We start from the raw sequence: 23,836 nt of genomic DNA, 5'->3' as shown, positions 1-23,836 counted from the left end.
GGCGATGAAGACCGACGCAGGACGATTCTTCGAGGACTACAGGCTGGGCGAGACGATCACCCATGCGGTGCCGCGCACCGTCTCGGGCGGGGAGCGGGCGCTCTACCATGCGCTCTACCCCGCCCGCGGGGCGCTTTACTCCTCGGACGAATTCGCCCGCGCCTGCGGCCTGCCGGCCAGCCCGATGGACGACCTGATCGCCTTCCACACCGTCTTCGGCAAGACCGTGCCGGACATCAGCCTGAACGCGGTGGCGAACCTCGGCTATGCCGAGGGGCGCTGGCTGGCGCCGGTCTGGCCGGGGGATACCCTGCAGTCGGACTCGACGGTGATCGGGCTTAAGGAGAATTCCAACGGCAAGACCGGGGTGGTCTGGGTCCGCACCCGCGGGCTGAACCAGCGGGGCGAGGCGGTGCTGGAGTATGTGCGGTGGGTGATGGTGCGGAAGAACCGCCCGACCCCGGCGCCCGAGGCGGTTGTTCCGCAACTGCAAGCCGTGGTGGCGCCGGAGGCGCTGGTGGTGCCTGCCGGGTTGGATTTCTCCAGCTACGATTTCGCGCTGGCCGGAGAGCGGCACCGCTGGGGCGACTATGCCCCGGGCGAGAGGATCGACCATGTGGACGGTGTGACGGTCGAGGAGGCCGAGCACATGCTGGCCACGAGGCTGTGGCAGAACACCGCCAAGGTGCATTTCGACGCCACCCAACGCGAGGACGGACGGCGGCTGATCTACGGCGGCCATGTGATCAGCCTGGCGCGGGCGCTGAGCTTCAACGGGCTGGCGAATGCGCAGATGATCGTGGCGCTGAATGCCGGGGCGCACGCCAACCCCTGCTTCGCCGGCGACACGGTGCGGGCCTGGTCCGAGGTGCTGGACCGGGCGGAGACCCCGGCGCCGGGCGTGGGAGCGCTGCGGCTGCGGCTGGTGGCGGTGAAGAACGGCGCCGCACCCTTTGCGCTGAAGGACGCGGCCGGGAAATACCTGCCGGAGGTGTTGCTGGATCTGGACTACTGGGCGCTGGTGCCCCGGTGAGGCCGCCGGGGGTTTCACACCCCCGGACCCCCGTGGAGTATTTGGGCCAAGATGAAGGGAATTCGTGATCACTTCTTTTGAAACTGTGATCACATGAAGGGAAAATATCGCCCCGTTACCGCGAACGGGTGCAATTTGCAGGTGCAGCGGGCGTGACTCGGCCGGAAAAATCGGCCATGGAAGAAAACAGGAAGCGCGCCCGGCCCGGATTCCGGGCGAGCCAGCGACGAAGGGAACCGACATGGCAGAGGCCAAGCGGGTCGAACGGCCCCTCTCCCCCCACCTGCAGATCTATCGGTGGCACATCCCGATGCTGACCTCGATCCTGACGCGGATCACCGGCCATGCGCTGGTGGCGGGCGTGCTGCTGGGGGTCTGGTGGCTGCTGGCGGCCGCGATCTCGGATGAATATTTCGCGGTGGCGGATGCGGTGGCGACCAGCTGGTTCGGCGACCTTGTCTTCACCGGCTCGCTCTGGGCGGTGTGGTATCACTACCTCGCCGGGCTGCGGCACCTTTACTACGACGCCGGCCACGGGCTGGACATCCCCACGGCGGAAAAGCTGGGCTGGGCCTGCCTGATCGGCTCGGTCGTGCTGACCGTGATCACAATCCTTCTGGTTCAGTAAGGGGGCGAGAATGCGCTACCTGACCGCCCGCAAGCGCGCCGAGGGCAAGGGCGCCTCGCACACCGGCACCGAACACCACTGGTCGATGACGCTCAGCGCCGTGGGCCTGGCCTTCATGGTGCCGGCCTGGCTCTACATCTTCGGCTCGGCCCTCGGCAGCGGCCGCGAGGAGGTGCTGGCCACCTTCGCCCGGCCCTTCCCCGCGATCCTGACCGCGCTGGTTCTGGTGATCGGGATGCGCCATTTCGCCATGGGCGCGACCAACATGATCGAGGATTACCTGCGCGGCTCCGCCCGCAAGATGGCGGTGATCTTCGTCATCTCGCTGGCCTGGATGATCGGCGCCACCGGCATCTTCGCGCTTCTGAAAATCGCGCTCTGAAGGAACCACCATGACTGCCTATCCCTATGAAGTGCATGATTACGACGTGGTCGTGGTGGGTGCGGGCGGCGCGGGCCTGCGCGCCACGCTGGGCATGGCCGAGCAGGGGCTGCGCACCGCCTGCGTGACCAAGGTCTTCCCCACCCGCAGCCATACCGTGGCGGCGCAGGGCGGCATCGCGGCCAGCCTTGGCAACATGGGGCCGGACAGCTGGCAGTGGCACATGTATGACACGGTGAAGGGCAGCGACTGGCTGGGCGACACCGATGCGATGGAATACCTGGCGCGCGAGGCGCCGAAAGCGGTCTACGAGCTGGAACATTACGGCGTGCCTTTCAGCCGCACCGAAGAGGGCAAGATCTACCAGCGTCCCTTCGGCGGCCACACCACCGAATTCGGCGAGGGCCCGCCGGTGCAGCGCACCTGCGCCGCCGCCGACCGCACCGGCCACGCGATCCTGCACACGCTCTATGGCCAGAGCCTGAAGCAGCAGGCGGAGTTCTTCGTCGAATATTTCGCCATCGACCTGATCATCACCGACGGCGCCTGCACCGGCGTGGTGTGCTGGAAGCTGGACGACGGCACCATCCATGTCTTCAACGCCAAGATGACGGTGCTGGCGACCGGCGGCTACGGCCGGGCCTATTTCTCGGCGACCTCGGCCCATACCTGCACCGGCGATGGCGGCGGCATGGTGGCCCGCGCCGGGCTGCCCTTGCAGGATATGGAATTCGTGCAGTTCCACCCGACCGGCATCTACGGCTCGGGCTGCCTGATCACCGAGGGCGCCCGCGGCGAAGGCGGCTATCTGACCAACGCCAACGGCGAGCGGTTCATGGAGCGTTATGCGCCGCACTACAAGGACCTGGCGCCGCGCGATTACGTCAGCCGCTGCATGACGATGGAAATCCGCGAAGGCCGCGGTGTCGGCCCGCACAAGGACCACATCCACCTGCACCTGAACCACCTGCCGCGGGAATCGCTGGAACTGCGGCTGCCCGGCATCACCGAGTCGGCCCGCATCTTTGCCGGGGTGGATCTGCACAAGGAGCCGATCCCGGTGCTGCCGACCGTGCACTACAACATGGGCGGGGTGCCGACCAACTACTGGGGCGAGGTGCTGAACCCCACGCATGACAACCCCGATGCGGTCTTCCCCGGCCTGATGGCGGTGGGCGAGGCCGGCTGCGCCTCGGTCCATGGCGCGAACCGGCTGGGGTCGAACTCGCTGATCGACCTGGTGGTCTTCGGCCGCGCCGCGGCGATCCGGGCGGGGCAGGTGGTGGACCGCGGCACCCCGGTGCCCGCCACGAACAAGGCCGAGGTCGACAAGGCGCTGGACCGTTTCGACGGCTTGCGCAACGCCGATGGCGCCATCCCGACCGCCGAGCTGCGGCTGGAGATGCAGCGCACCATGCAGCGCGACGCCGCCGTCTTCCGCACCGAGAAGACGCTGGCCGAGGGCGAGGTGGCGATGACCGAAATCGCCGGGAAGCTCTCGGACCTGAAGGTCACCGACCGCAGCCTGATCTGGAACTCCGACCTGATGGAGACGCTGGAGCTGACCAACCTGATGCCGAACGCGCTGGCGACGATCTACGGCGCCCACGCCCGCACCGAAAGCCGCGGGGCGCACGCGCATGAGGACCATCCGCAGCGCGACGACGCCAACTGGCGCAAGCACACGCTGGCCTGGGTGGACGGCAACCGGGTGCGGCTGGACTTCCGCCCGGTCCACACCGCGCCGCTGACCACCGAGGAGGAGGGCGGCATCAGCCTGAAGAAGATCGCCCCGGCGGAGAGGAAGTTCTGATGCGGCTTGCGGCCCTTCTCCTGCCCCTCGCCCTTTCCGGCTGCGTCGCCGGCGAGGCGGTGATGCAGGAGACCACCCGCAGCCTGGCCCGCAGCGCCGTCGATGCGGCGGCGGCGCGCTATGTGCCGGGGGTGGATGTCTCGCCCTATACCGATTGCGTGATCAACAACGCTTCCACTTCGGAACTGATGCAACTGGCGCAGGCGGCCGGGGCGGGGGCTGCGCAGGATGTCGCCGCCCGGGCCTGGCCGGTGGTCCGCACGGTGGCCAGCCGGCCGGAGGCGACGCAATGTCTGGTCTCGGCCCTGTCGGGCAGCCAGTTCCTGGCGGCGCAGGGCCCTGGAGGCTGATGCGATGACCCCGAAGACCCTTCTCCCGCTTGCCGTGCTGGCACTTGCCGCCTGCGATCCGCAGGCCATGGCCGACAACACCGCCCGCCGCGCCGCCGCCGATGTGGTGGAGGCGGTGGTGATGCGCGAGATGCCGGCGGCGCCCGCCAAGGCCGCCACCGAATGCATCCTGCAGGCCGCCAGCATCGAGGAGGTCCGGGCCTTGGCCGCCGATTTCGGCGTCGAGGCCGGGACGCTGACCAAAGAGAACATCCGCAACCTTGCCACGCGCCCCGCCGCAAAGGCCTGCTTCGCCGCCTCGGGCGTGCCTCCGGTGACGTGATGCGCCGCCTGCTGATCCTGCCGCTGATCCTTGCCGCCTGCGGCCCCGTCTCGGTCCAGCAGGCCGAGCGCGACTGTTACGAGCGCGCGCGCCTCGCCCAGCAACCGCGCGGCATGGTCAAGGTCGGCGCCGCCTCGGGCGGCCGGATGGCCGGGGGCCTGGATCTCAGCGTCTCCTCCGACTACCTCCTCGGCAAGGACCCCTCTGCCGTATTCGAAACCTGCGTCATGGCCAGGTCAGGGCAGGCCCCGACCCGGCCGCTTTACGACATGCCCGGCTGGAAAGGCTGACTTCCCATGGTCCAGTTCACGCTTCCGAAGAATTCCAAGATCCGCACCGGCAAGACCTGGCCGAAGCCGGAAGGCAAGAACATCCGCAAGTTCCTGATCTACCGCTGGACCCCCGACGACGGCCAGAACCCGCGGGTGGACACCTATTTCCTGGACATGGACAAGTGCGGCCCGATGGTTCTGGACGCGCTGATCAAGATCAAGAACGAGATCGACCCGACGCTGACCTTCCGCCGGTCCTGCCGCGAAGGCATCTGCGGCTCCTGCGCGATGAACATCGACGGCAGCAACACCCTGGCCTGCATCTTCGGTCTCGACCAGATCAAGGGCGACGTGAAGATCTACCCGCTGCCGCACATGCCGGTGGTGAAGGACCTGATCCCCGACCTGACGCATTTCTACGCCCAGCACGCCAGCATCATGCCCTGGCTGGAGACGAAGACCAACCGCCCGCAGAAGGAATGGCGCCAGTCGATCGAGGACCGGGCCAAGCTGGACGGATTGTATGAATGCGTGATGTGCGCGTCGTGCTCCACCGCCTGCCCGAGCTACTGGTGGAACTCCGACCGCTATCTCGGCCCGGCGGCGCTGCTGCACGCCTACCGCTGGATCGTGGACAGCCGCGACGAGGCGACGGGCGAGCGGCTGGACGGTCTGGAAGACCCGTTCAAGCTGTATCGCTGCCACACCATCATGAACTGCGCCAAGACCTGCCCGAAGGGGCTGAACCCGGCCAAGGCGATTGCCGAGATCAAGAAGCTGATGGTGGAACGGGTGGTCTGATCCGCCCGTTCCGGGAGGGGGCCGGATGCCGATCCTGCTGATCTTGCTTGCGGTTTCGGTCTTCCTCTACCTCTGGCTCAGCCGCCGCAACTCCAGCCTGACCCGGGCCTGCCGCTGGCGGCTGGACCGTTCGGTCGCGCCGGATTTCTGGCGCTGTGCCGCCTGCGGCGCCACCGCGCAGGGGGATGAGCCGCGGGACTGCCTGCGTCAGCAGTAGCGTTCGGCGCTGGCGGACTGGGCGTCGTCGTAGCGGTCGCCCCAGGCCCAGCCGATCGGCAGGATGCGGTCGATCCCTGCGCGGTCGTCGTCGGTCAGCCGGATTTCCGGCGCCGCGATCCAGTTCTCCAGATGGGCGGGCGTGCGGGTGCCCGGGATCGGGATCACATGCCCGTCGCGATCCAGCAGCCAGGCCAGCGCCAGCGCGGCGGGGTCGTGGCCGCGGGTCCGGGCGAAGGCGTGGAACTCCTGCAGCTTCGCCAGGTTGTGGAGCCAGTTCTCCGGCCGGAACCGCGGGATGCGGGCGCGGAATTCGCCCTCGGGCAGGGTGGCCGGGTTGAGGATCGGCGCGCCGAAGACGCCGCGGCCGAGCGGCGAGAAGGCGACGAAGGCCACCCCCAGCCGGGCGCAGAGCTGGATCATCCCCAGTTCCGGCAGCCGGGTCCACAGCGAATATTCGTTCTGCACCGCCGTCACCGGATGCACGGCATGGGCGCGCTCCAGCGTGCAGGGGGCGATCTCCGACAGGCCGTAGCCGAGGATCTTCCCCTCTTCCTGCAGCCGCTGCATGGTGCCGGCCAGGTCCTCGGCCGGAACGGCGGGGTCGTGGCGGTGGGCGTAGAACAGCTGGACGTGATCGACGCCGAGCCGCTTCAGCGACCCCTCCAGTTCCGCCCGCAGATAGGCCGGATCGTTGTTCACCACATGCGGAGAGCCGCCGACGATGCCGGCCTTGGTGGCGATCTTCGGCCGGTGGCCGCGGGTCGCCAGCCATGTGCCGATGACCGCCTCGCTGACGCCCTTGCCGTAGATGTTGGCCACGTCGAGGAGGTCGATGCCGTGGTCCCAGGCGGCGTCCAGCGTGCGCAGGGACTCCGCTTCGGTGGTGGCGCCGAACAGCCCGCCGAAGGACAGGCAGCCGAGCCCGAGGGCCGAGACTTCCGGGCCGTTGCGGCCCAGGCGGCGGGTCTTCATGCGGTCACATAGTGTATCCCCTGGAACCGTGCCCGCAGCGCGCGGGTGCGCGGGGCGACGGTTTCGGGGGCGTTGGAGCGCAGCCCTTCCGCGATCAGCGCGGCGAGGGCGGGGGCGTCGGCGGGGGTGACGCCGCGGCGGACCAGTTCCGGCGTGCCGATGCGGAGGCCGTTCAGGTCTCCCGGGACGGCGGCGATGGGCAGGCCGATGCCGCAGGCGAGGAAGCCCGCCTTGCGCAGCTTCTTCGACGCCGCTTGGCCGCCGCCGAAAGCCGCGGCTTCCAGCGCGAACTGGTGGCTCTGCGTGCCGCCCTTGTCGGCGGCGAAGACCGGCAGGCCGAGGGCGGAAAGCTCGGCCGCAAGGGCGCGGGACAGGTCCACCATGGCTTGCGCATAGGCGCGGCCGTGGTCGCGCCAGTCCAGCAGCGTCAGTGCCAGCGCCGCCGACTTGGCGGCGTCGAAATTCGCCGTCAGGCCGGGGAAGGCGATGGCGTCGAGGCGTTCGGCGATCCCGGCGTCGTCGGTGACGATCAACCCGCCGGCCGGGCCGCCGAGCGACTTGTAGGTGCTCATCGTCATCAGATGCGCGCCCTCGACCAGCGGATTGGCCCAGACCCCGCCGGCGATGATGCCGCATTGATGGGCGGCGTCGAACAGCACCTTGGCGCCCACCTCGTCGGCCACTTTGCGGACCTCGGCCACCGGATGCGGGAACAGGTTCAGGCTGCCGCCCACGGTGATCACCTTCGGGCGGACGGCATGGGCGAGGTCGCGCAGGGCGGCGATGTCGATGGTGTAGCCGTCGGCATCCACAGGTGCTGCGTGGGTGGTCAGGCCGTAAAGCCCGGCGCAGCCGTCGGCGTGGTGGGTGACATGGCCGCCGATGGCCGCGGGCGGCGCGATGATGGCATCGCCCGGCTTCGCCAGCGCCATGAAGCCGTAAAGGTTGGCCAGCGCGCCGGAAGCCACCCGGATTTCGGCATATCTTGCCCCGAAGACCTGCGCGGCCAATTCAGCGGCGATGACCTCGATCTCTTCGATCGCCTCCAGCCCCATCTCGTATTTGTCGCCGGGATAGCCCAGCGAGGGGCGGGAGCCGAGGCCGCGGGCCAGCGCCGCCTCTGCCCGCGGGTTCATCACGTTGGTGGCCGGGTTCAGGTTGAAGCACTCGGCATCGTGGATTTCCAGGTTGCGCTCGATCAGCCGGTCGATCCGGTCGGCCAGCGCGGCGGAGGGGGCATCGCATTCCGACGCGATGGACTGGACGCGGGCCTCGCAGGCGGCGGGAACCCAGGGGCGGGGGGCAAGGGTCGTCATGCGAAGGCGGCCTCCAGCGCGATTTCGACCATGGCGCCGAAGCTGCGCTCGCGGTCTTCCGCCGGCAAGGCCTCATGCGTCAGGATGTGGTCCGAGACCGTCAGCACCGCCAGCGCGCGAACGCCGTATCTGGCGGCGAGCGTGTAAAGCTCCGCCGCCTCCATCTCGACGCAGAGGCAGCCGTGGCGTTGCAGCTGGTCGATCAGGTCCTGCCGTTCCTCGTAGAAGGTGTCGGAGGAATGGATCATGCCGACATGGGTCGTGGCCTTGCCCTGCGCCGCCGCCCAGGCCTTGGAGAGCAGGCCGAAATCGGCGGTGGGGGCGAAGTTCATCTCGCGGAAGGCGGTGGAGGACGGGGTGTGCGTGGTCGAGGAGGACATCGCCAGCACCACGTCGCGGACCTTCACATGCGGCTGCAGGGCGCCGGCGGAGCCGATGCGGATCAGCGTCCTGGCGCCGTAGTCCCGGATCATCTCGTTGGCATAGATCGACAGCGAGGGCATCCCCATGCCGGAGCCGTGGATGGTGACGCGGTGGCCGCGCCAGGTGCCGGTGTAGCCCAGCATCCCGCGGACCTCGTTCACAAGCACCGGATTTTCAAGGAATCTCTCGGCGGCCCAGCGGGCGCGGTAGGGGTCGCCCGGCAGCAGCACGGTTTCGGCTATCTCGCCGGGCTCGGCGCCGATGTGAAAGCTCATTCGTCCCTCTCGTGTCCTGCGGTCCTGCCAGCCGCAAGACTCCGGGCCGCATCAAAGCGGCCCCGGGGCAAGGACGCAAGGGGGGAATGGCGGTCATGCCGCGTGGGAAAGCGCCTCCAGCTCGTGCCGGTTGGGGCAGAAGCGGGCATCCGCAGGGCTGTCCAGCCTGCCGCGGGCCAGGAGTTCCGAGCAGGCCCGGCGGTCGGCGCAATGGCCGCAGCTGGTCAGCATCTCGATCCAGCGGCCGTGGTCGTGGCGCAGCTCGTCCTCGGGCACCCCGAACAGCGCGGCCATGGCGGTGAGCCTGTCTTGCAGGTCGGTCGGCATCCGCACGAAGGCCCGCAGCTGGTCGCGCGACAGGCCGAGGTCGTGCAGGTCGTAGTCGGTCAGCGCATCGGCTTCCTTGATTTCGTGCCAGCGCTGGAAAAGGGTCTTGATGCGGTCGAACATGGGAGCCTCGTCGCGTTCCTGTCCGCGCAGGATGCCCGCTCCGGCGATGCGGCGACTTGATCTGGCTCAAGCCGCCTGCACTCGACTCATCGTGGCTGACGAAATTTCGTCAGGCCGCCGCCTCTCGCGCCGGATCGGCCAGCGCCACGATGTCCAGCATGATCCGGTTCAGCTCGAAATCCTTCGGCGTGTAGACCGCGGCGACGCCCATGGCGCGCAGGGCGGCCGCGTCCTCGTCGGGGATGATGCCGCCCACCACGACAGGCAGGTGCAGCCCCGCCTCGCGCAGCGCCTGCATCGTGTCGGCGATCAGCGGCAGGTGGCTGCCGGACAGGATGGACAGGCCGAGGACATGCGCCTCCTGATCCGCGGCGGCGTTGACGATCTCCTGCGGAGTCAGGCGGATGCCTTCGTAATGGATGTCCATGCCGCAGTCGCGGGCGCGGGCGGCGATCTGCTCGGCGCCGTTGGAATGGCCGTCGAGGCCGGGCTTGCCGATCACGAATTTCAGCCGCCGGCCCAGGCGGGTGGAGACCAGATCGACGGCTTCGCGGATCGGCTCCAGCCCCTCGGTGCGGTTCGACGGGGCTTTCGACACGCCGGTGGGGCCGCGATACTGCCCGAAGGCGGCGCGGACCATGTTGCCCCATTCGCCGGTGGTGGCGCCGGCCTTGGCGGCCTCGATCGAGGGCGGCATGATGTTGGCGCCGGTGGCGGCAGCCTGGCGGACGGCGTCCAGCGCCCGCTGCACACGCGCTTCGTCGCGGCCGTCGCGCCAGGCCATCAGCCGGGCGATCTGGTCGGCCTCGGCCTCGGGGTCCGAGACCATGATCGCGCCATCGCCCGCGGTCAGCGGCGAGGGTTCGCCCTGCTGCCAGCGGTTGACGCCGACGACGACGGTCTCGCCGCTTTCGATGCGGGCGATGCGTTCGGCATTCGCCTCCACCAGCCGGGATTTCATGTAGTCGATGGCGGCGACCGCCCCGCCCATGGCGTCGATCTGCGCCAGTTCGGCCCGGGCGCCCTCCATCAGGGCCGCGACCTTGCGCTCCACCGCCGGGTTGCCGTCGAAGAGGTCGTCGAATTCCAGCAGGTCGGTCTCATAGGCCAGGATCTGCTGCATCCGCAGCGACCATTGCTGGTCCCAGGGGCGCGGCAGGCCGAGCGCCTCGTTCCAGGCCGGCAATTGCACGGCGCGGGCGCGGGCGTTCTTCGACAGGGTGACGGCCAGCATCTCCAGAAGGATGCGGTAGACGTTGTTCTCCGGCTGCGGCTCGGTCAGGCCGAGGGAATTGACCTGCACGCCATAGCGGAAGCGGCGGTAACGCGCGTCCGCGATACCGTAGCGCGTTTCGGTGATCTCGTCCCAGAGCGCGACGAAGGCCCGCATCTTGCACATCTCGGTCACGAAGCGGATGCCGGCATTGACGAAAAACGATATGCGGCCGACCATATTGGGGAAATCCGCCGCCGGGACTTTACCTTTCAGGTCGTCCAGCACGGCGACGGCGGTGGCCAGCGCAAAGGCCAGTTCCTGCTCCGGCGTCGCCCCGGCCTCCTGCAAATGGTAGGAACAGACGTTCATCGGGTTCCATTTCGGCAGATGCTTCTGCGTATAGGCCGCGACGTCGGTGATCATCCGCAGCGAGGGCTTGGGCGGGCAGATATAGGTGCCGCGCGAGAGGTATTCCTTGATCAGGTCGTTCTGGACGGTGCCTTGCAGTTTCGAGATGTCGGCGCCCTGTTCCTCGGCCACCGCGATATAGAGCGCCAGCAGCCAGGGCGCCGTGGCGTTGATGGTCATCGAGGTGTTCATCTGCTCCAGCGGGATGCTGTCGAACAGCGCCCGCATGTCGCCCAGATGGCAGACGGGGACGCCGACCTTGCCGACCTCGCCCTTGGACCGCGGATCGTCGCTGTCATAGCCGGTCTGGGTCGGCAGGTCGAAGGCGACCGAAAGCCCGGTCTGCCCCTTGGCGAGGTTGCTGCGATACAGCGCGTTCGAGGCGGCGGCGGTGGAATGGCCGGCATAGGTGCGGAAGAGCCAGGGCTTTTCGGTCATAGCAGTCTCCGACGCGGCGTCCGAATCTGGGCGCGCAAGAATATTTCCTCAGATCGGAGATAGCGGCAATTTTCGCACCTTGTCAATCGCTGCGCTGCGGCGCTGCGATCGCGGCATCTGCGGTCAGAAGGCCTTGAAGGTCATCGTGGTCAGCGTCTTGGTGACGTTCTGCACCACGAACAGCCTGGAGGCCAGGTAATGCCCCACGTCCTGGTCGTCGGGGATGTAGACCTTGGCGATGAGGTCGTATTCGCCCGATGTGGAGTAAAGCTCCGAGACCACTTCCAGATCCCAGATCTCGTTGGCCACGTCATAGGTCTTGCCCGGGGTGCAGCGGAATTGGACGAACACCAGCGCCATGTCGATCTCCTTGCGTTGCGGCGAGGGTAAGGCGGATCGGGGTGGCCCGCAACGGGGGGAGGGGCGCCGCTCCCGGCCTCCTTGGCGAAGGCGCGTGCCTTCGCCACAGCGCAACGCTTCCCCTTGTCCCGGCCGGGCCCCAAAGGCCCGGCCAGCGCCCGCCCCGCCCTTGGGCCAGGCGCTTCTCGCCCGCCGGGTCGGGCGCTGGCCTCTCGGGGTCTTGTGCTGCCAATGTCTCCGGGTGCAATCGCCGCGCACGGGCGGGGGCGAGGACCAGACCTCTCGTGACCCGGTCGATGTGAGCGCAATCGCCGCGCACGGGCGGGGGCGAGGCAGTGCCTCGCCTGCTCCCGCCCGAGGCAAGGGGAGGGGGGGACCCCCGCCCTACGGCCTCCGCCCCCTTCTCTCCTCCCTGCGCGGGAGAGAGGGGGACAGGATCGGTCTCACCCCTCCTCCGCTTCCAGCGCCAGCGGGGCCGCGGGGGTGCGCAGGTCGTCCACCGCCAGCGGCCGGGTCGGGCGGGCGAGGCGGTTGCGGACCACCCAGTGCAGCCGGGTCTCGGCCCTCGTGATCGCCACATAGGCCAGCCGCTTCCACAGCGGCACCCCGGCCTCGGTCCGGTTGGCCCAGGCGGCGGCCGACAGGTCGGGGGCGAAGACCTGCACCTCGGGCCATTGGCTCCCCTGCGCCTTGTGGATCGTCACCGCGGCGCCATGCAGGAAGGCCGCGCCCATGGTGGCGGCATGGGGGATGAAGGGTTCCTCCTCGTCCGGCTTCTCGATCTTGATGATCGAGGCGGCGGAAAGCCGTGGGTCCTCGGTGCCCAGAACATGCAGCCTGGCGAAGCCGGGGCGGGAGCCGGGGCCGAGGTAGATCACCTGCGCGCCCTTGATCAGGCCCCGCGCCTCCAGGTCGATGCGCTTCTTGCGGTGTTTCAGCGGCAGTTCGATGCCGTCGCAGACCAGCGGCTCGCCGGGCAGGAGGTCGGTCTCCGGGGCGCCATGGGCGGTGCGGAAGGCCTGGATCAGCTTCACCCGGGTGATGTTGCGCCAGACCAGCACCGGACTGCGCGCCATCAGGTCGGCATCCACCCGTTCCGCCCACACCACCCGGTCGTCGTTGCGGGCGCGGTCCTGCACCAGGCGCTGGAAACCGTCGAAGGTCAGGCTCTCGTCGGCCAGCGCATGGGCGAGGTCGAGGATCGGGTTGTCCTGGGTCTGGCGGTGGATGCGGCTGAGGTGCAGCTTGCGGGCGGGCGGCAGCTTGTCGAACACCATCTCGCCGGACTGGCCGACCGGGGCCAACTGGGCCGGATCGCCGAACAGCACCAGCCGCGGGAAGATCTCGCGCAGGTCGTCGAACTGGCGTTCGTCCAGCATCGAGGCCTCGTCGACGAAGCCCACGTCCAAGGGCTCCTCCCGCCGCTTCCAGCCCTTGATGAAGTCCGATCCCTTCAAGCCGGCGGCGGCCAGGGCGCCGGGGATCGAGGCGACCTGCTGGAAAAAGGCAAAGGCGCGGTCCAGCGCCTGGTCGGTCAGCCCTTCGACCACGGGCCGCGGCCCCTGTCCGGCCAGCCATTCGGCGATCTTCTCGTATTCCGGGTCGTAGACCGGGGTGTAGAGGATGCGGTGGATCGTGGTCGCCGGCACCCCGCGCAGCCGCAGGACGGAGGCGGCCTTGTTGGTCGGCGCCAGGATCGCCAGCGTGCGGCGGTCCTTGCGGCGCTTGCCCTCCCAGTCGGCGGAGATCACCTCCACCCCGGCCTCGCGCAGCGCCTTGTAGAGGCCGGCCAGCAGCATGGTCTTGCCCGACCCGGCCTTGCCGGTGATCGCCATCACCATCGGCCTGCCCTCGGCCTGCGGGGTCAGGGCGCTTTCGGCCAGGTCGATGCCCTGCGCCTCGAATTCCAGCGCGAGGCGGTCCCAGGCCTCGGCCTGGTCGTCGGAGAAGGTCAGGGGAAGCGGCGTCATGGCGCGCAGACTAGCGGCGGGCGCCGGAAAGGGCCAGTCAATGCGCGCGGCCGGGGCGCGGGAGCGGGGCCGCGGCGGCCGGGGTATCGGGGCCGGCGATCTCGGCCTCGGCCACGGCGAGGGTCTGTTCGACCCGGGCGGCGAGGGCGGGCAGGTCGTTGCGATGGGCGTAGCTGAGCAGGTCGCGGAGAACGTCCAGAATCCAGTCGTGCCGCATGAGGCCCCCGATGCTGCGCTTCAGGCCGTCCTGCGGAAAGGCCGGGGCGGCAGGACAAGGAAGCCCGCAGGGCAGGGGAATCTCAAGCGAAAACCGCCCCGGGGGGCGAAACCTTGCCGGGGGAGGGGTGTCCGGCTTTCGGCCTGCCTGTCTGGCGAAGGCCATCGCCTTCGCCACGGCGCAACGCTTCCCCTTGTCCCGGCCGGGACCATAAGTCCCGGCCAGCGCCCGCCCCGCCCTCGGCGGGCGCTTCTCGCCCGCCCGGGCGGACGCTGGCCTCTCGCGGTTTAGCGTGACCGATGTTTCCGGGTGCAACCGCCGCGCACGGGCGGGGCGAGGCAGTGCCTCGCCTGTTCCCGCCCGGGTCCGATGTCAGAGCCGAAGGCTTTCCTCACCGCCCTTTGCTGGCCTCCAGCGTGTCGTCGAAGGTGCGCAGGCCGGTGCGCGGGGCCTGCACCAGCACCGCCATGTTGCCGGGCTTGTGCTGGTTCTTCCACATCAGCGTATGCGCCTTGGGGATCTCGGCCCAGGGGAAGACCTCGGACATGCAGGGGTCCAGCCGGCGCTCGCACATCAGCTTGTTGGCCGAAGCCGCCTGCTTCAGATGCGCGAAATGGCTGCCCTGCAGGCGCTTCTGGTGCATCCACATGTAGCGCACGTCGAAGGTGCAGTTGAAGCCGCTGGTTCCGGCGCAGATCACCACCATGCCGCCCTTCTTGCAGACCAGCGACGACACCGGGAAGGTCGCCTCGCCCGGATGCTCGAACACGATGTCGGGCGAGACGCCCTTGCCGAGGATGTCCCAGATCGCCTTGCCGAACTTGCGGGCCTCTTTCAGCCAGACGTTGTATTCTTCCGAGTTGACCTTGGGCAGCTGGCCCCAGCACTTGAAGTCGTTGCGGTTGATCACGCCCTTGGCGCCGAGGCTCATCACGAAATCGCGCTTGGTTTCGTCGCTGATCACCCCGATCGCATTGGCCCCCGCCGTGTTCGCCAGCTGGATGGCATAGGAGCCGAGGCCGCCGGAGGCGCCCCAGACCAGCACGTTCTGCCCGGGCTTCAGGTCGTGCGGGGCATGGCCGAACAGCATCCGGTAGGCGGTGGCCAGCGTCAGGGTGTAGCAGGCCGATTCCTCCCAGGTCAGGTGCCTGGGCCGCGGCATCAGCTGCTGCGCTTGCACCCGGGTGAACTGGGCGAAGCTGCCGTCGTGGGTCTCGTAGCCCCAGATCCGCTGGGTGGGCGAGAACATCGGGTCGCCGCCGTTGCATTCCTCGTCGTCGCCGTCGTCCTGGTTGCAGTGGACGACCACCTCGTCGCCGACCTTCCAGCGCTTCACCTTGTCGCCCACCGCCCAGACGATGCCGGCGGCGTCGGACCCGGCGATGTGATAATCCTGCTTGTGTCCGTCGAAGGGGGAAATCGGCACGCCGAGGCCGGCCCAGACCCCGTTGTAGTTGACCCCCGCCGCCATGACGAGGACCAGCACGTCGTGGCTGTCCAGCTTCCAGGTGTCGACCACCTCCAGCTGCATCGCCTGTTCCGGCGGGCCGTGGCGGTCGCGCCGGATCGCCCAGGCATACATCTGCTTCGGCACATGGCCGAGGGGCGGCATCTCGCCGATCTCGTAGAGGTCCTTCTTCGGCGCGTCGTAGGCGGCGATCGCGCTGGCGGTGTCCAGGGCCATGGCGTTTTCTCCAATCACATGCCGCGCCGCAGAATCGGGGCGGTCCCGAGGGCAAGGATTAGGATCGGTCGCGCAATATTGCAATGGGTGAGGTTTTGATTTTGTAATTTTATGTCCGCCGCGTTGCAGAATTTCGGCGGATCGGCGCCGGGATTCAGACCGCGGGGACCGAGGCGGCGTAGAAGGCCATCAGCGCGGCTTCGGACGGCACCGGACGCAGGTCGGCGGTGACCAGGCCGCGGCCGAGCAGCGGGGCGAGGCCCTCTTCCAGCGTGGCCTCCGCGCTTTCCGGCAGGTGCATCACCGCGCCCGCGGCCTGCAGCCGGGCGGTCAGCGCCCCGATCCGGCCCAGCAGGTCCTCGCGGCTGGCGGCGCCCTGGCCGAGCGCGGCGGCGACCAGCGGCACCGGCAGCACCGGGACCACCCGGGCGATCCGCTGCATCAACTGATGGCCGAGCGCCTCGACCGGCGCGGCATGGCCCTCGGCCAGGAAGGCGCGCAGCGACAGCGGTTCGCCGAAGCCGGCGGCGGCGGTGCCGAAGCCGGTGGTGCGGCCGCGCCAGCGGGCCCAGAGGAAGCGCAGCGCATGGCCCGCCACCCAGAGCGGCCGGTTGCGGAAACGGCGGGTGCCGGCCTTCGCGGCCTCGACCAGCACGCGATCCTCCAGCACCCGGTCGTAGGCCAAGCCGACCGGGACGAAGACCACATCGCGCTCGGTGGGCGTCCAGCCCTCGACGATATAGCTGAGAAGGCCCAGCTTGGCCGTTCCGACCCGGCCGTCGAGGCTGAGCCCGCCCTCGGGGAACATCGCCTGCGTCGTGCCCTCCTCCGCCGCCATCTGGACATAGCGCGCCAGCACCTTGCGGTAGAGCGCGTTGCGGCTGCCGCGGCGGATGAAATAGGCCCCCATCGAACGGATCAGCCAGGACAGCGGCCAGACATGCGCCCATTCGCCCACGGCATAGGAGATCGCGCTGCGCTCCGACACCAGCCAGGTGACCAGCACGTAATCCATGTTGGAGCGGTGGTTCATCACGAAGACCACGGTGGCCTTGGGGTCGATCCGGTGCAGCGCCTCGTCGATGCGGCCGACATGGACGCGGAACAGCAGCCGGCTCAGCACCTTTGCGGCCCGGGTGCCGAAGCCGAAATAGACGGTGGCGGAAAAGCCGGGGACGATCTCGCGGGCATAGCGCCGGGCCTCCTCGAAGGCGACCTCGGGCGGGATGCCGGTCTCGGCGGCGTGCAGCATCGCGGCCTCCACCACCCGGGCGTCATAGGACAGCCGCGCCACCATGTCCGGGCGGCGGGCCAGCTTGAACAGGTCGATCTTGCGGTCGAGCCTTGCGTTCAGCTGCGCCAGCGCCCGCTCGGCCCGGCGGCGGAAGAACCAGCGCACCGAGGGGAACAGGAAATGGGTGGCGAAGCTGATCGCGGCGAAGCCGAGGATCAGGATGAGAAGCCAGAGCGGAACTTCGACGGCGCGGAACATGGGGGAAGGGTAGCGGATTTCCCGGGCGCCTCAATGGGGGCCTTGGGAGGCGTGGCCGGCCGCCGGGGGTTTCACACCCCCGGACCCCCGTGGAGTATTTCGGCCAAGATGAAAGGGACAGGCGTGACCTGCTACAGCCAGCGGGCGCGGTCGGTGCCCACGGCTTCGGCGACGGTGGCGAAGCCGTCGCGGGCCAGCAGCCCGTCCAGCCCCTTGGCGATGCGGGCAGCCAGCGACAGGCCCTGGTAGACCATGGCGGTGTAAAGCTGCACCGCCGAGGCCCCGGCGCGGATCTTGGCATAGGCTTCTTCGGCCGAGAAGATGCCGCCGACGCCGATCAGGGGCAGCTTCCCCTCCGTCAGCTGCGACAGACGCGCCAGCACGCGGGTGGACTTCTGGAACAGGGGCGCGCCGGAAAGGCCGCCCTGTTCGCCCGCATGTGCGGATTTCAGGCCCTCGCGCGACAGGGTGGTGTTGGTGGCGATGATGCCGGCCAGGCCCGAGGACAGCGCGACCCCGGCGATGCCGGCAAGGTCCTCGTCGGTCAGGTCGGGGGCGATCTTCAGGAAGACCGGGATCGGCCGGGCGAGTTGGGCGTTGGCCTCCATCACCCCCTCCAGCAGCGCGGAAAGGGCGGCGGGGCCCTGCAGGTCGCGCAGTTTCTCGGTGTTGGGGCTGCTGACGTTCACCGTGGCGAAATCGACATGCGGGCCGCAGGCCGCCAGCACCCGGGCGAAATCGGCGGCGCGGTTGGCGCTGGTCTTGTTGGCGCCGAGGTTCAGCCCCACGGGAACCGGGCCGCGGGTCCGGGCGGCAAGGCGGGCGGCGATGGCCGCCATCCCGTCGTTGTTGAAGCCGAAGCGGTTGATGGCGGCGCGGTCCTCGGCCAGCCGGAACAGCCGCGGCTTCGGGTTGCCGTCCTGCGGCAGCGGCGTCGCCGCGCCGACCTCCAGGAAGCCGAAGCCCGCGCGCGACAGCTGCGGCACGGCGGTGGCGTTCTTGTCGAAGCCGGCGGCCAGCCCGACCGGGTTCGGCAGCGCCATCCCGGCCAGCGTGCAGGCCAGCCGCGGCGAGGTCACCGGCCCGGGCAGCGGCGCAAGGCCCGAAGTCAGCGCCTTCAGCGCCAGCCCATGCGCCCGCTCCGGGTCCACCCGGCGCATCAGGCCGAGGCCGAGGGATTCCAGCAGGCTCACCACAGGCCCTCGGGGAAGATGTGGCCGGTGGCGCCGAGGGGCAGCGACTTGTCCCAGACCACCTCTTCCAGCTTCAGCACCCGGTAGAGATGGGGGAACAGCGCCCCGCCGCGCGATGGCTCCCATTTCAGCGCCGGGCCGAGGCGGTCGGCGTCGAAGGCCACCAGCACCAGGTCGCTTTCGGTGGCGAACCATTTGGCGGCGGTCTCGGCCACCTGGGCGGCGGTGGAAAAATGGATGTAGCCGTCGGCCAGATCGACCGGCGCGCCGGCGGTTTCGCCCGCGGCGCGGAAGGCATCCCATTCGGGGCGGCGGAGGATCTTGTAGATCAGCATGGCGGTGCATTGCACCGGAACCGGGCGCCGGTCAATGGCGGGGCGGGGACATTTGTCACCGGGGTTTCACCTGCAACCGGCAGGAAGGGACCGGACCGCCACAGGACCTTTGACTCGGGCGGCGATGTAACAGCAATGTAACGGGATCAACCAGCGCGGAGATCTACGATGTATGGCAAACTCCTTGGCACCGTGGCGGCCCTGACCCTTGGCGCGGGGGCGGCCTGGGCGGATTATTCGCTGACCATCCTGCACACCAACGATTTCCACGACAGGTTCGAGCCGATCTCCTCTTCCGACGGCCCCTGCTCGGCCGAGGACAATGCGGCGGGCGAATGTTTCGGCGGCTCGGCCCGGCTGGTCTCGGCCCTGGCCGAGGCGCGGGCGCGGTCGAACAACACCATCCTTGTCGATGGCGGCGACCAGTTCCAGGGCACGCTGTTCTACACCTATTACAAGGGGGTGATGACCGCCGAGTTCATGAACAAGCTGGGCTACGACGCGATGACCGTGGGCAACCACGAATTCGACGACGGCCCCGAGGTGCTGGCCGGCTTCGTCGATGCGGTGGGCTTCCCGGTGCTGATGTCGAACGCCGACATCAGCATGGAGCCGAAGCTGAAGGACAAGATCCTGAAGTCCACGGTGATCGAGCGCGGCGGCGAGAAGATCGGCCTGATCGGCCTGACCCCCATCGACACGCCGGAGATCGCCAGCCCCGGCAAGAACGTGATCTTCACCGATCCGGTCGCGGCGGTGCAGGGCGAGGTCGACAAGCTGACCGGCGAGGGGGTGAACAAGATCATCGTGCTGTCGCATTCCGGTTATCTGGTGGACAAGCGGGTGGCGGCCGAGACCACGGGGGTGGACGTCATCGTCGGCGGCCACGACAACACCTACCTGTCCAACATCAGCCCGGATGCGAAAGGCCCCTATCCGACCATGGTCGGCAAGACCGCCATCGTGCAGGCCTATGCCTACGGCAAGTTCCTGGGCGAGCTGAACGTCACCTTCGACGACGCCGGCGAGATCGTCGAGGCGAAGGGCGAGCCCTTGATCATGGACAAGGCGGTGGCCGAGGATGCCGCCACCCTGGCCCGGATCGCCGAGCTGGCGCAGCCGCTGGACGAGATCCGCAGCAAGGTGGTGGCCGAGACCGCGGCCGAGATCGACGGCAACCGCGACAACTGCCGGCAGGTCGAATGCACCATGGGCAACCTGGTCGCCGACGCCTCGCTGGCGCGGGTGGCGGACCAGGGGGTGACCATCGCGCTGGTGAACTCGGGCGGCCTGCGGGCCTCCATCGACGCGGGCGAGGTGACGATGGGCGAGGTGCTGACGGTGCTGCCGTTCCAGAACACCCTGTCCACCTTCGAGGTGACCGGCGCCACGCTGGTCGAGGCGCTGGAGAACGGCGTCAGCCAGTATGAGGAGAAGGCAGGACGCTTCCTGCAGGTGGCCGGGCTGAAATATAGCTTCGATGTCAGCCAGCCGGCCGGCAGCCGGATCAGCGACGTGCAGGTGCTGGTCGGCGGCGACGCCTGGGCCCCAATCGACCCGACGGCCTCTTACCTGGTGGTGTCGAACAACTACGTCCGCCAGGGCGGCGACGGCTTCTCGGTCTTCATCGACGCGGCCAAGGCCTACGACTTCGGCCCCGACCTGGCGGATGTGGTGGCCGAGTTCATCGCCGCGAATGCGCCCTATCAGCCCTATCTGGACGGACGGATCACCAAGAAGTAGGCGATTTTTCGACGAAAAATCGGGGGCGGGCGTTCAGCGTCCGCCCTGATGGGAGAGCCTGTCACAGGGGCTTGTCGGATCATCATTCGTCTTCGTTCCTCGGGAACCTCTTTCCCAGCCCGGAAAGGCCGAGGTCACGTTCAAGGATGTGAGCAAGGTCCTGTCGTGCGGGCTTGTTGCCCAGGAGGGCCGCGGCGGCGAGGAGGTCCTTGAACTTCGCATGGTCCGCCGGAACATCATCGCCATGGCGATAGCGCCAGGCCAGAGCATGGAGCGAGCGGGGATGGAGATCCGCGGCCAGCGCCTGCAGTTCGCGCGCGGTGCGCCGGTCGAGTTCAGCCCCGGTTTCTTCGGGGTCTGTCGAGAAATGTGCGTTCAGGAATCTGGCATCCGGGTCGTTTTCGGCGAGGAACGGCAGGAGTTCGTCGCGCAACCTTTCCAGTTTTCCGGCTTCGAACAGCTTGCCGAGGCGGCGATAGTCGTCGGTTTCATGACGCCTCCAGATCCATCCCGGTAACCGCGCAGTTCCATCCTGCTTTCGGGAACGACCGGGCCAAGCCCCTCACCCCCCGATCGCCGCCAGATGCCGCGGGAAGTCCGCACTCGCCATCAGCGCCTTGCACCGCGCGAAGCGCCCCTCGGCGTAGGCGCGGAAGTCCTCGGCCGGGTTGCCGTTCGCCAGTTGCAGCAGGCCCCAGAGCGTCCACAGCAGGTCGCACATCGCCTTGTAGATCACCATCCGGCCATGGTCGCGCGGGGAGGGCGCGCCGCCGAAATAGGCGTGCAGCATCTCCTGCTCCTGCGCCGCGTCGAAGCCGGCTTCGACCGACAGGTCGCCGAGGTCCCACATCGGGTCGTTCATGCCGGAATATTCCCAGTCGACGATCCACATCGCCTCTCCGGTGTCCAGAAAGTTCTCGCAGAGCGGGTCGCAGTGGCAGGGGGCCAGCGGCAGCGGCACCGCGGCAAGGGCGGCGCGGACCGCCTCCGCCTCCCGCAGCACGTCGTGGTAGCCCTCGGGCGGGGCGATGTCGGTGGAGGCGAGGTGGCGCAGGTAGTCGTCGATCATGGCGAAGAGCTCGAACCGCGCCGGGAAGCGGGCGCCGGAGGCGTGCAGGCGGGCGAAGGCCGCGCCGGCGCGAGCGGGGCTGCCCTTGCGGGTGCGGAAGGCCTCGGGCGACATGGTGGCGGTGCCGGGCAGGTAGCGGGTGACCATGACGCCGGTTTCCGGGTCGGCGTGCAGGACCGGGGGCGAGACGCCGGCTTCGGCGGCGGCGCGGGCGGCCTCGGCCTCGTTCCGGCGGTCGATATAGGCCTCGGTGCCGCGGCCGGGCAGGCGCAGGACGCAATCGCCGACCCGGTAGACCCGGTTGGTCAGCCCGCCGAGGCGCTCCGGCGTGCCGCCGGCGGCCAGCGCGGGGATCGTGCGGATCAGGGCGGCGGTCTCGGTCTCGTCGGTCATCTCTGCCTCCATCTGCCGGAAGGGTTATACATTTCCCGGCGTTTGGCTATGGTCGGCGGCAGCAAGGGAGCGGCGGATGGCGGAACACGGGGGCGCCCTGGGCGCGGTCTATGCGGCGAAATCGGCGGAGGAGGTGGCCGCCGCCTATGATGGCTGGGCCGAGGGCTACGACGCCGAGATGGCGGCGACCGGCTACCGCCATCCCAGCATCGGGCTGGCGCTCCTGGCGCGGCACCTGCCGCGGGGGGCGGGGCCGGTGCTGGACGCGGGCTGCGGCACCGGGATCGCGGGGCCGTGGTTCGGCATCCTCGGCTGGCCCGAGGTCTGGGGCGCGGACATCAGCGAGGGGATGCTGGCGGTCGCGGCCCGCAAGGGCGCCTATGCCCGGCTGATGCGGGCGGTGCTGGGGCAGCCGCTGGACTTCCCGGACGGGGCCTTCGCCGCGGTGATCTCGACCGGGGTCTTCACCACCGGCCATGTCGGCGCCGAGGCGCTGCCCGAGCTGGTGCGGATCACGGCGAAGGGCGGGGTGATCGTGCTGACGGTGAAGGGCAGCCTCTGGGACGGCGGCTTCGCCGCGGCCCTGCGGGCGCAGCCGGTGGAACTGCTGGAAGTGACGGAGCCCTATGTCTCGATGCCGGCGGACGCGGCGACGACGCCCAGCCGGGCGGTGGTGGCCCGGGTGCGGTAGGGCGCCTGGGTTGGGGTTTTCCTGTCTCGGTTTCCCTGGCGAAGGCGTGTGCCTTCGCCACAGTGCAACCGTTCGGCCGGACCGGCCGGGCCCTCAAGGCCCGGCCAGCGCCCGCCCCGCCCTTGGGCCAAGCGCTTATACGCCCGCCGGGTCGGGCGCTGGCCTCTCGGGGTTATAGCCACCACCGTCTCCGGCTGATATGTCGCGCACGGGCGGGGGCGAGGCAGCGCCTCGCCTGTTCCCGCCCGGTCCACGGGCGAGCCCGCCCCCCTACCAGCGGATGTGGCGCGGCCAGTCGAATGTCTCGTCGGGGTCCTCGGGCAGCGGGCGGGCCAGCGTCATGGTGCGGCGGCGCAGCTCGGCGGCGACGCTGTTGCGGTCCAGCCGGCGCAGCTCCTCGGCCGGGATCGGCATCCCCAGCCGCAGGTCCAGCGGGCGGCCGATGCGGCGGCGGGTCTCGTGGAAGATCAGCGCCACCCGCAGCGGATAGGACAGGTGGCTGGCGATCTGGAACAGCCGCGAGTTCTGGCCGCGGACATGCACCGGCAGGGTGGTGACGCCGGGCAGGGTGGCCAGCCGCCCGGTGAAGGGATGCCAGGGCGAATCGACGGCGCGGCCGCGCAGGGGCCGGTTGGCGGTGGCGATGCCGCCGGCCGGGAAGATCGCCACCACCTTGCCGGCCAGCAGCAGTTCGGCGGCGCGGCGGCGGGTCTCGCCGGTCAGCCGGCGCGCCGCGGCGGTGTCGGAGAAATCCACCGGCAGCAGGTGGGGGTCCACCTCCGGCACCCGGCACAAGAGGCTGTTTGTCATGATCCGCACATTGCCCCGCAGCGCCATCCCCAGCTGGCCGAGTGCCAGCCCGTCGACGATGCCGAAGGGATGGTTCGCCACCAGCAGCAGCCCGCCCTCGCGCGGCAGGGCGGCCAGCGCCGCCCGGCCCTCGATCCTGACCGGCAGGTCCAAGAGCCGCAGAGCGGCCGCGAAGACGGATTCGCCCGGGCGTTTGCTCCCGTTGGCCCAGCCGGCATAGAGGCTTTCCAGCCGCGGCTGGCCCGACACCCGTTCCACCGCGCGGATCAGCCCGCGGCGGAAGGCCGGCTGGCCGGGGTGGGAATAGGTGAAGCGGACCTCGGGCGGGTCGGCGGGAAGGGGAAGCGCGTCGGTGATCATGCGGGCCTCGGACCGGCAGGGTGCCGCCGCAGGCTAGCCGCCGCGCATGAAGGCGCGGCGACGGCGCGATGACGGTTCCGCGAAAGGTCCGGCGGCTTGCGGGCCTGCCGGAATTCGGCTAGGGACGGGCCAGAGCGGCGGGTATGGTGTAGTGGTAGCGCCTCAGCCTTCCAAGCTGATGGGGCGGGTTCGATTCCCGCT

General features: G+C 69.3%; 26 protein-coding genes. 11 read left to right on the top strand and 15 right to left on the bottom strand.

Features of this window, described 5'->3' with window-relative positions:
- The first annotated feature begins 4 nt into the window (after positions 1 to 4).
- The 9 genes from G5B31_RS17495 to G5B31_RS17455 all read left to right on the top strand — a co-directional run bounded on the left by G5B31_RS17495 (position 5) and on the right by G5B31_RS17455 (position 5,818).
- Positions 5 to 1,033 carry a MaoC family dehydratase gene (locus G5B31_RS17495; RefSeq protein ID WP_165019505.1) on the top strand — a complete coding sequence of 343 codons (1,029 nt, stop codon included), beginning with the start codon at positions 5 to 7 and terminating at the stop codon, positions 1,031 to 1,033.
- Positions 1,034 to 1,274: 241 nt separating this feature from the next.
- Complete coding sequence (gene sdhC / locus G5B31_RS17490; RefSeq protein WP_165019504.1) at positions 1,275 to 1,661, top strand: succinate dehydrogenase, cytochrome b556 subunit; 387 nt, start codon at positions 1,275 to 1,277, stop codon at positions 1,659 to 1,661.
- A 10-nt stretch (positions 1,662 to 1,671) separates the two neighbouring features.
- Positions 1,672 to 2,043 carry a succinate dehydrogenase, hydrophobic membrane anchor protein gene (gene sdhD, locus G5B31_RS17485; RefSeq protein WP_165019503.1) on the top strand — a complete coding sequence of 124 codons (372 nt, stop codon included), beginning with the start codon at positions 1,672 to 1,674 and terminating at the stop codon, positions 2,041 to 2,043.
- Between the two features lie 10 nt (positions 2,044 to 2,053).
- Complete coding sequence (gene sdhA, locus G5B31_RS17480) at positions 2,054 to 3,856, top strand: succinate dehydrogenase flavoprotein subunit (RefSeq protein WP_165019502.1); 1,803 nt, start codon at positions 2,054 to 2,056, stop codon at positions 3,854 to 3,856.
- Entirely contained in the window at positions 3,856 to 4,206 is a 351-nt protein-coding gene (locus tag G5B31_RS17475; RefSeq protein ID WP_165019501.1) for a hypothetical protein, read from the top strand. Before sdhA ends, G5B31_RS17475 begins: the two co-directional genes overlap by 1 nt.
- 4 nt (positions 4,207 to 4,210) lie before the next feature.
- A complete protein-coding gene (locus G5B31_RS17470) occupies positions 4,211 to 4,528 on the top strand; it encodes a hypothetical protein (RefSeq protein ID WP_165019500.1) in 318 nt (105 codons plus the stop codon).
- Positions 4,528 to 4,818, top strand: a complete 291-nt coding sequence (locus G5B31_RS17465) for a hypothetical protein (RefSeq protein ID WP_165019499.1) — start codon at positions 4,528 to 4,530, stop codon at positions 4,816 to 4,818. Before G5B31_RS17470 ends, G5B31_RS17465 begins: the two co-directional genes overlap by 1 nt.
- A 6-nt stretch (positions 4,819 to 4,824) precedes the next feature.
- Positions 4,825 to 5,601 (top strand): succinate dehydrogenase iron-sulfur subunit, encoded by a 777-nt coding sequence (locus G5B31_RS17460; protein WP_165019498.1) that lies wholly within the window; start codon positions 4,825 to 4,827, stop codon positions 5,599 to 5,601.
- A 25-nt stretch (positions 5,602 to 5,626) separates the two neighbouring features.
- A complete protein-coding gene (locus G5B31_RS17455; protein ID WP_165019497.1) occupies positions 5,627 to 5,818 on the top strand; it encodes a hypothetical protein in 192 nt (63 codons plus the stop codon).
- Here the strand turns inward: G5B31_RS17455 and G5B31_RS17450 are convergent.
- The 12 genes from G5B31_RS17450 to G5B31_RS17395 form a co-directional block, all read right to left on the bottom strand.
- A complete protein-coding gene (locus G5B31_RS17450) occupies positions 5,809 to 6,792 on the bottom strand; it encodes an aldo/keto reductase (RefSeq protein ID WP_165019496.1) in 984 nt (327 codons plus the stop codon). The two genes, G5B31_RS17455 and G5B31_RS17450, sit on opposite strands and share 10 nt — an antisense overlap.
- Entirely contained in the window at positions 6,789 to 8,108 is a 1,320-nt protein-coding gene (gene glyA, locus G5B31_RS17445; RefSeq protein WP_165019495.1) for a serine hydroxymethyltransferase, read from the bottom strand. Before glyA ends, G5B31_RS17450 begins: the two co-directional genes overlap by 4 nt.
- Complete coding sequence (deoD, locus tag G5B31_RS17440; RefSeq protein WP_165019494.1) at positions 8,105 to 8,806, bottom strand: purine-nucleoside phosphorylase; 702 nt, start codon at positions 8,804 to 8,806, stop codon at positions 8,105 to 8,107. The genes glyA and deoD overlap by 4 nt, the downstream gene beginning before the upstream one ends.
- A 93-nt stretch (positions 8,807 to 8,899) precedes the next feature.
- Positions 8,900 to 9,256 (bottom strand): DUF6455 family protein, encoded by a 357-nt coding sequence (locus G5B31_RS17435; protein ID WP_165019493.1) that lies wholly within the window; start codon positions 9,254 to 9,256, stop codon positions 8,900 to 8,902.
- Positions 9,257 to 9,365: 109 nt separating this feature from the next.
- Positions 9,366 to 11,318 (bottom strand): protein meaA, encoded by a 1,953-nt coding sequence (locus G5B31_RS17430; RefSeq protein ID WP_165019492.1) that lies wholly within the window; start codon positions 11,316 to 11,318, stop codon positions 9,366 to 9,368.
- A 123-nt stretch (positions 11,319 to 11,441) separates the two neighbouring features.
- On the bottom strand, positions 11,442 to 11,678 hold the full coding sequence (locus G5B31_RS17425; protein WP_165019491.1) for an Lrp/AsnC ligand binding domain-containing protein: 237 nt from the start codon (positions 11,676 to 11,678) through the stop codon (positions 11,442 to 11,444).
- A 443-nt stretch (positions 11,679 to 12,121) separates the two neighbouring features.
- Positions 12,122 to 13,648, bottom strand: a complete 1,527-nt coding sequence (locus G5B31_RS17420) for an ATP-dependent RecD-like DNA helicase (protein ID WP_165019490.1) — start codon at positions 13,646 to 13,648, stop codon at positions 12,122 to 12,124.
- A gap of 37 nt (positions 13,649 to 13,685) precedes the next feature.
- Entirely contained in the window at positions 13,686 to 13,865 is a 180-nt protein-coding gene (locus tag G5B31_RS17415; RefSeq protein ID WP_165019489.1) for a hypothetical protein, read from the bottom strand.
- A 391-nt stretch (positions 13,866 to 14,256) separates the two neighbouring features.
- Positions 14,257 to 15,549 (bottom strand): crotonyl-CoA carboxylase/reductase, encoded by a 1,293-nt coding sequence (gene ccrA, locus G5B31_RS17410; RefSeq protein ID WP_165019488.1) that lies wholly within the window; start codon positions 15,547 to 15,549, stop codon positions 14,257 to 14,259.
- 154 nt (positions 15,550 to 15,703) lie between these two features.
- A complete protein-coding gene (locus G5B31_RS17405; RefSeq protein WP_165019487.1) occupies positions 15,704 to 17,041 on the bottom strand; it encodes a 1-acyl-sn-glycerol-3-phosphate acyltransferase in 1,338 nt (445 codons plus the stop codon).
- A 131-nt stretch (positions 17,042 to 17,172) separates the two neighbouring features.
- Positions 17,173 to 18,201 carry a quinone-dependent dihydroorotate dehydrogenase gene (locus G5B31_RS17400; protein WP_240904481.1) on the bottom strand — a complete coding sequence of 343 codons (1,029 nt, stop codon included), beginning with the start codon at positions 18,199 to 18,201 and terminating at the stop codon, positions 17,173 to 17,175.
- Positions 18,202 to 18,230: 29 nt separating this feature from the next.
- Positions 18,231 to 18,569: a DUF952 domain-containing protein gene (locus G5B31_RS17395; protein WP_165019485.1), complete on the bottom strand. Its 339-nt coding sequence runs from the start codon at positions 18,567 to 18,569 to the stop codon at positions 18,231 to 18,233.
- A 168-nt stretch (positions 18,570 to 18,737) separates the two neighbouring features.
- On the opposite strand from G5B31_RS17395, the gene G5B31_RS17390 reads away from it, so the two are divergent.
- Positions 18,738 to 20,312, top strand: coding sequence for a bifunctional UDP-sugar hydrolase/5'-nucleotidase (locus tag G5B31_RS17390; RefSeq protein WP_165019484.1), 1,575 nt, complete (start codon positions 18,738 to 18,740; stop codon positions 20,310 to 20,312).
- A gap of 82 nt (positions 20,313 to 20,394) precedes the next feature.
- On the opposite strand, the gene G5B31_RS17385 is transcribed toward G5B31_RS17390, so the two are convergent.
- Both G5B31_RS17385 and G5B31_RS17380 read right to left on the bottom strand, forming a co-directional pair.
- Positions 20,395 to 20,745, bottom strand: coding sequence for a hypothetical protein (locus G5B31_RS17385; RefSeq protein WP_165019483.1), 351 nt, complete (start codon positions 20,743 to 20,745; stop codon positions 20,395 to 20,397).
- Between the two features lie 129 nt (positions 20,746 to 20,874).
- The gene (locus G5B31_RS17380; RefSeq protein WP_165019482.1) at positions 20,875 to 21,774 is read right to left on the bottom strand and encodes a choline/ethanolamine kinase family protein; all 900 of its coding nucleotides are present in this window, start codon (positions 21,772 to 21,774) and stop codon (positions 20,875 to 20,877) included.
- Between the two features lie 76 nt (positions 21,775 to 21,850).
- Here G5B31_RS17380 and G5B31_RS17375 point away from each other — a divergent pair, with 76 nt between their 5' ends.
- Positions 21,851 to 22,465: a class I SAM-dependent methyltransferase gene (locus tag G5B31_RS17375; RefSeq protein WP_165019481.1), complete on the top strand. Its 615-nt coding sequence runs from the start codon at positions 21,851 to 21,853 to the stop codon at positions 22,463 to 22,465.
- Between the two features lie 270 nt (positions 22,466 to 22,735).
- Here G5B31_RS17375 and G5B31_RS17370 read toward each other — a convergent pair whose 3' ends face one another.
- Entirely contained in the window at positions 22,736 to 23,635 is a 900-nt protein-coding gene (locus G5B31_RS17370; protein WP_165019480.1) for a lysophospholipid acyltransferase family protein, read from the bottom strand.
- Positions 23,636 to 23,836 lie beyond the last annotated feature (201 nt).

This window comes from Rhodobacter sp. SGA-6-6, from assembly GCF_011043545.1.
Lineage (GTDB): Bacteria > Pseudomonadota > Alphaproteobacteria > Rhodobacterales > Rhodobacteraceae > Pseudogemmobacter.
Note: the sequence above shows the minus strand (reverse complement) of the source record. Positions and strands in the feature narration are given on the sequence as shown.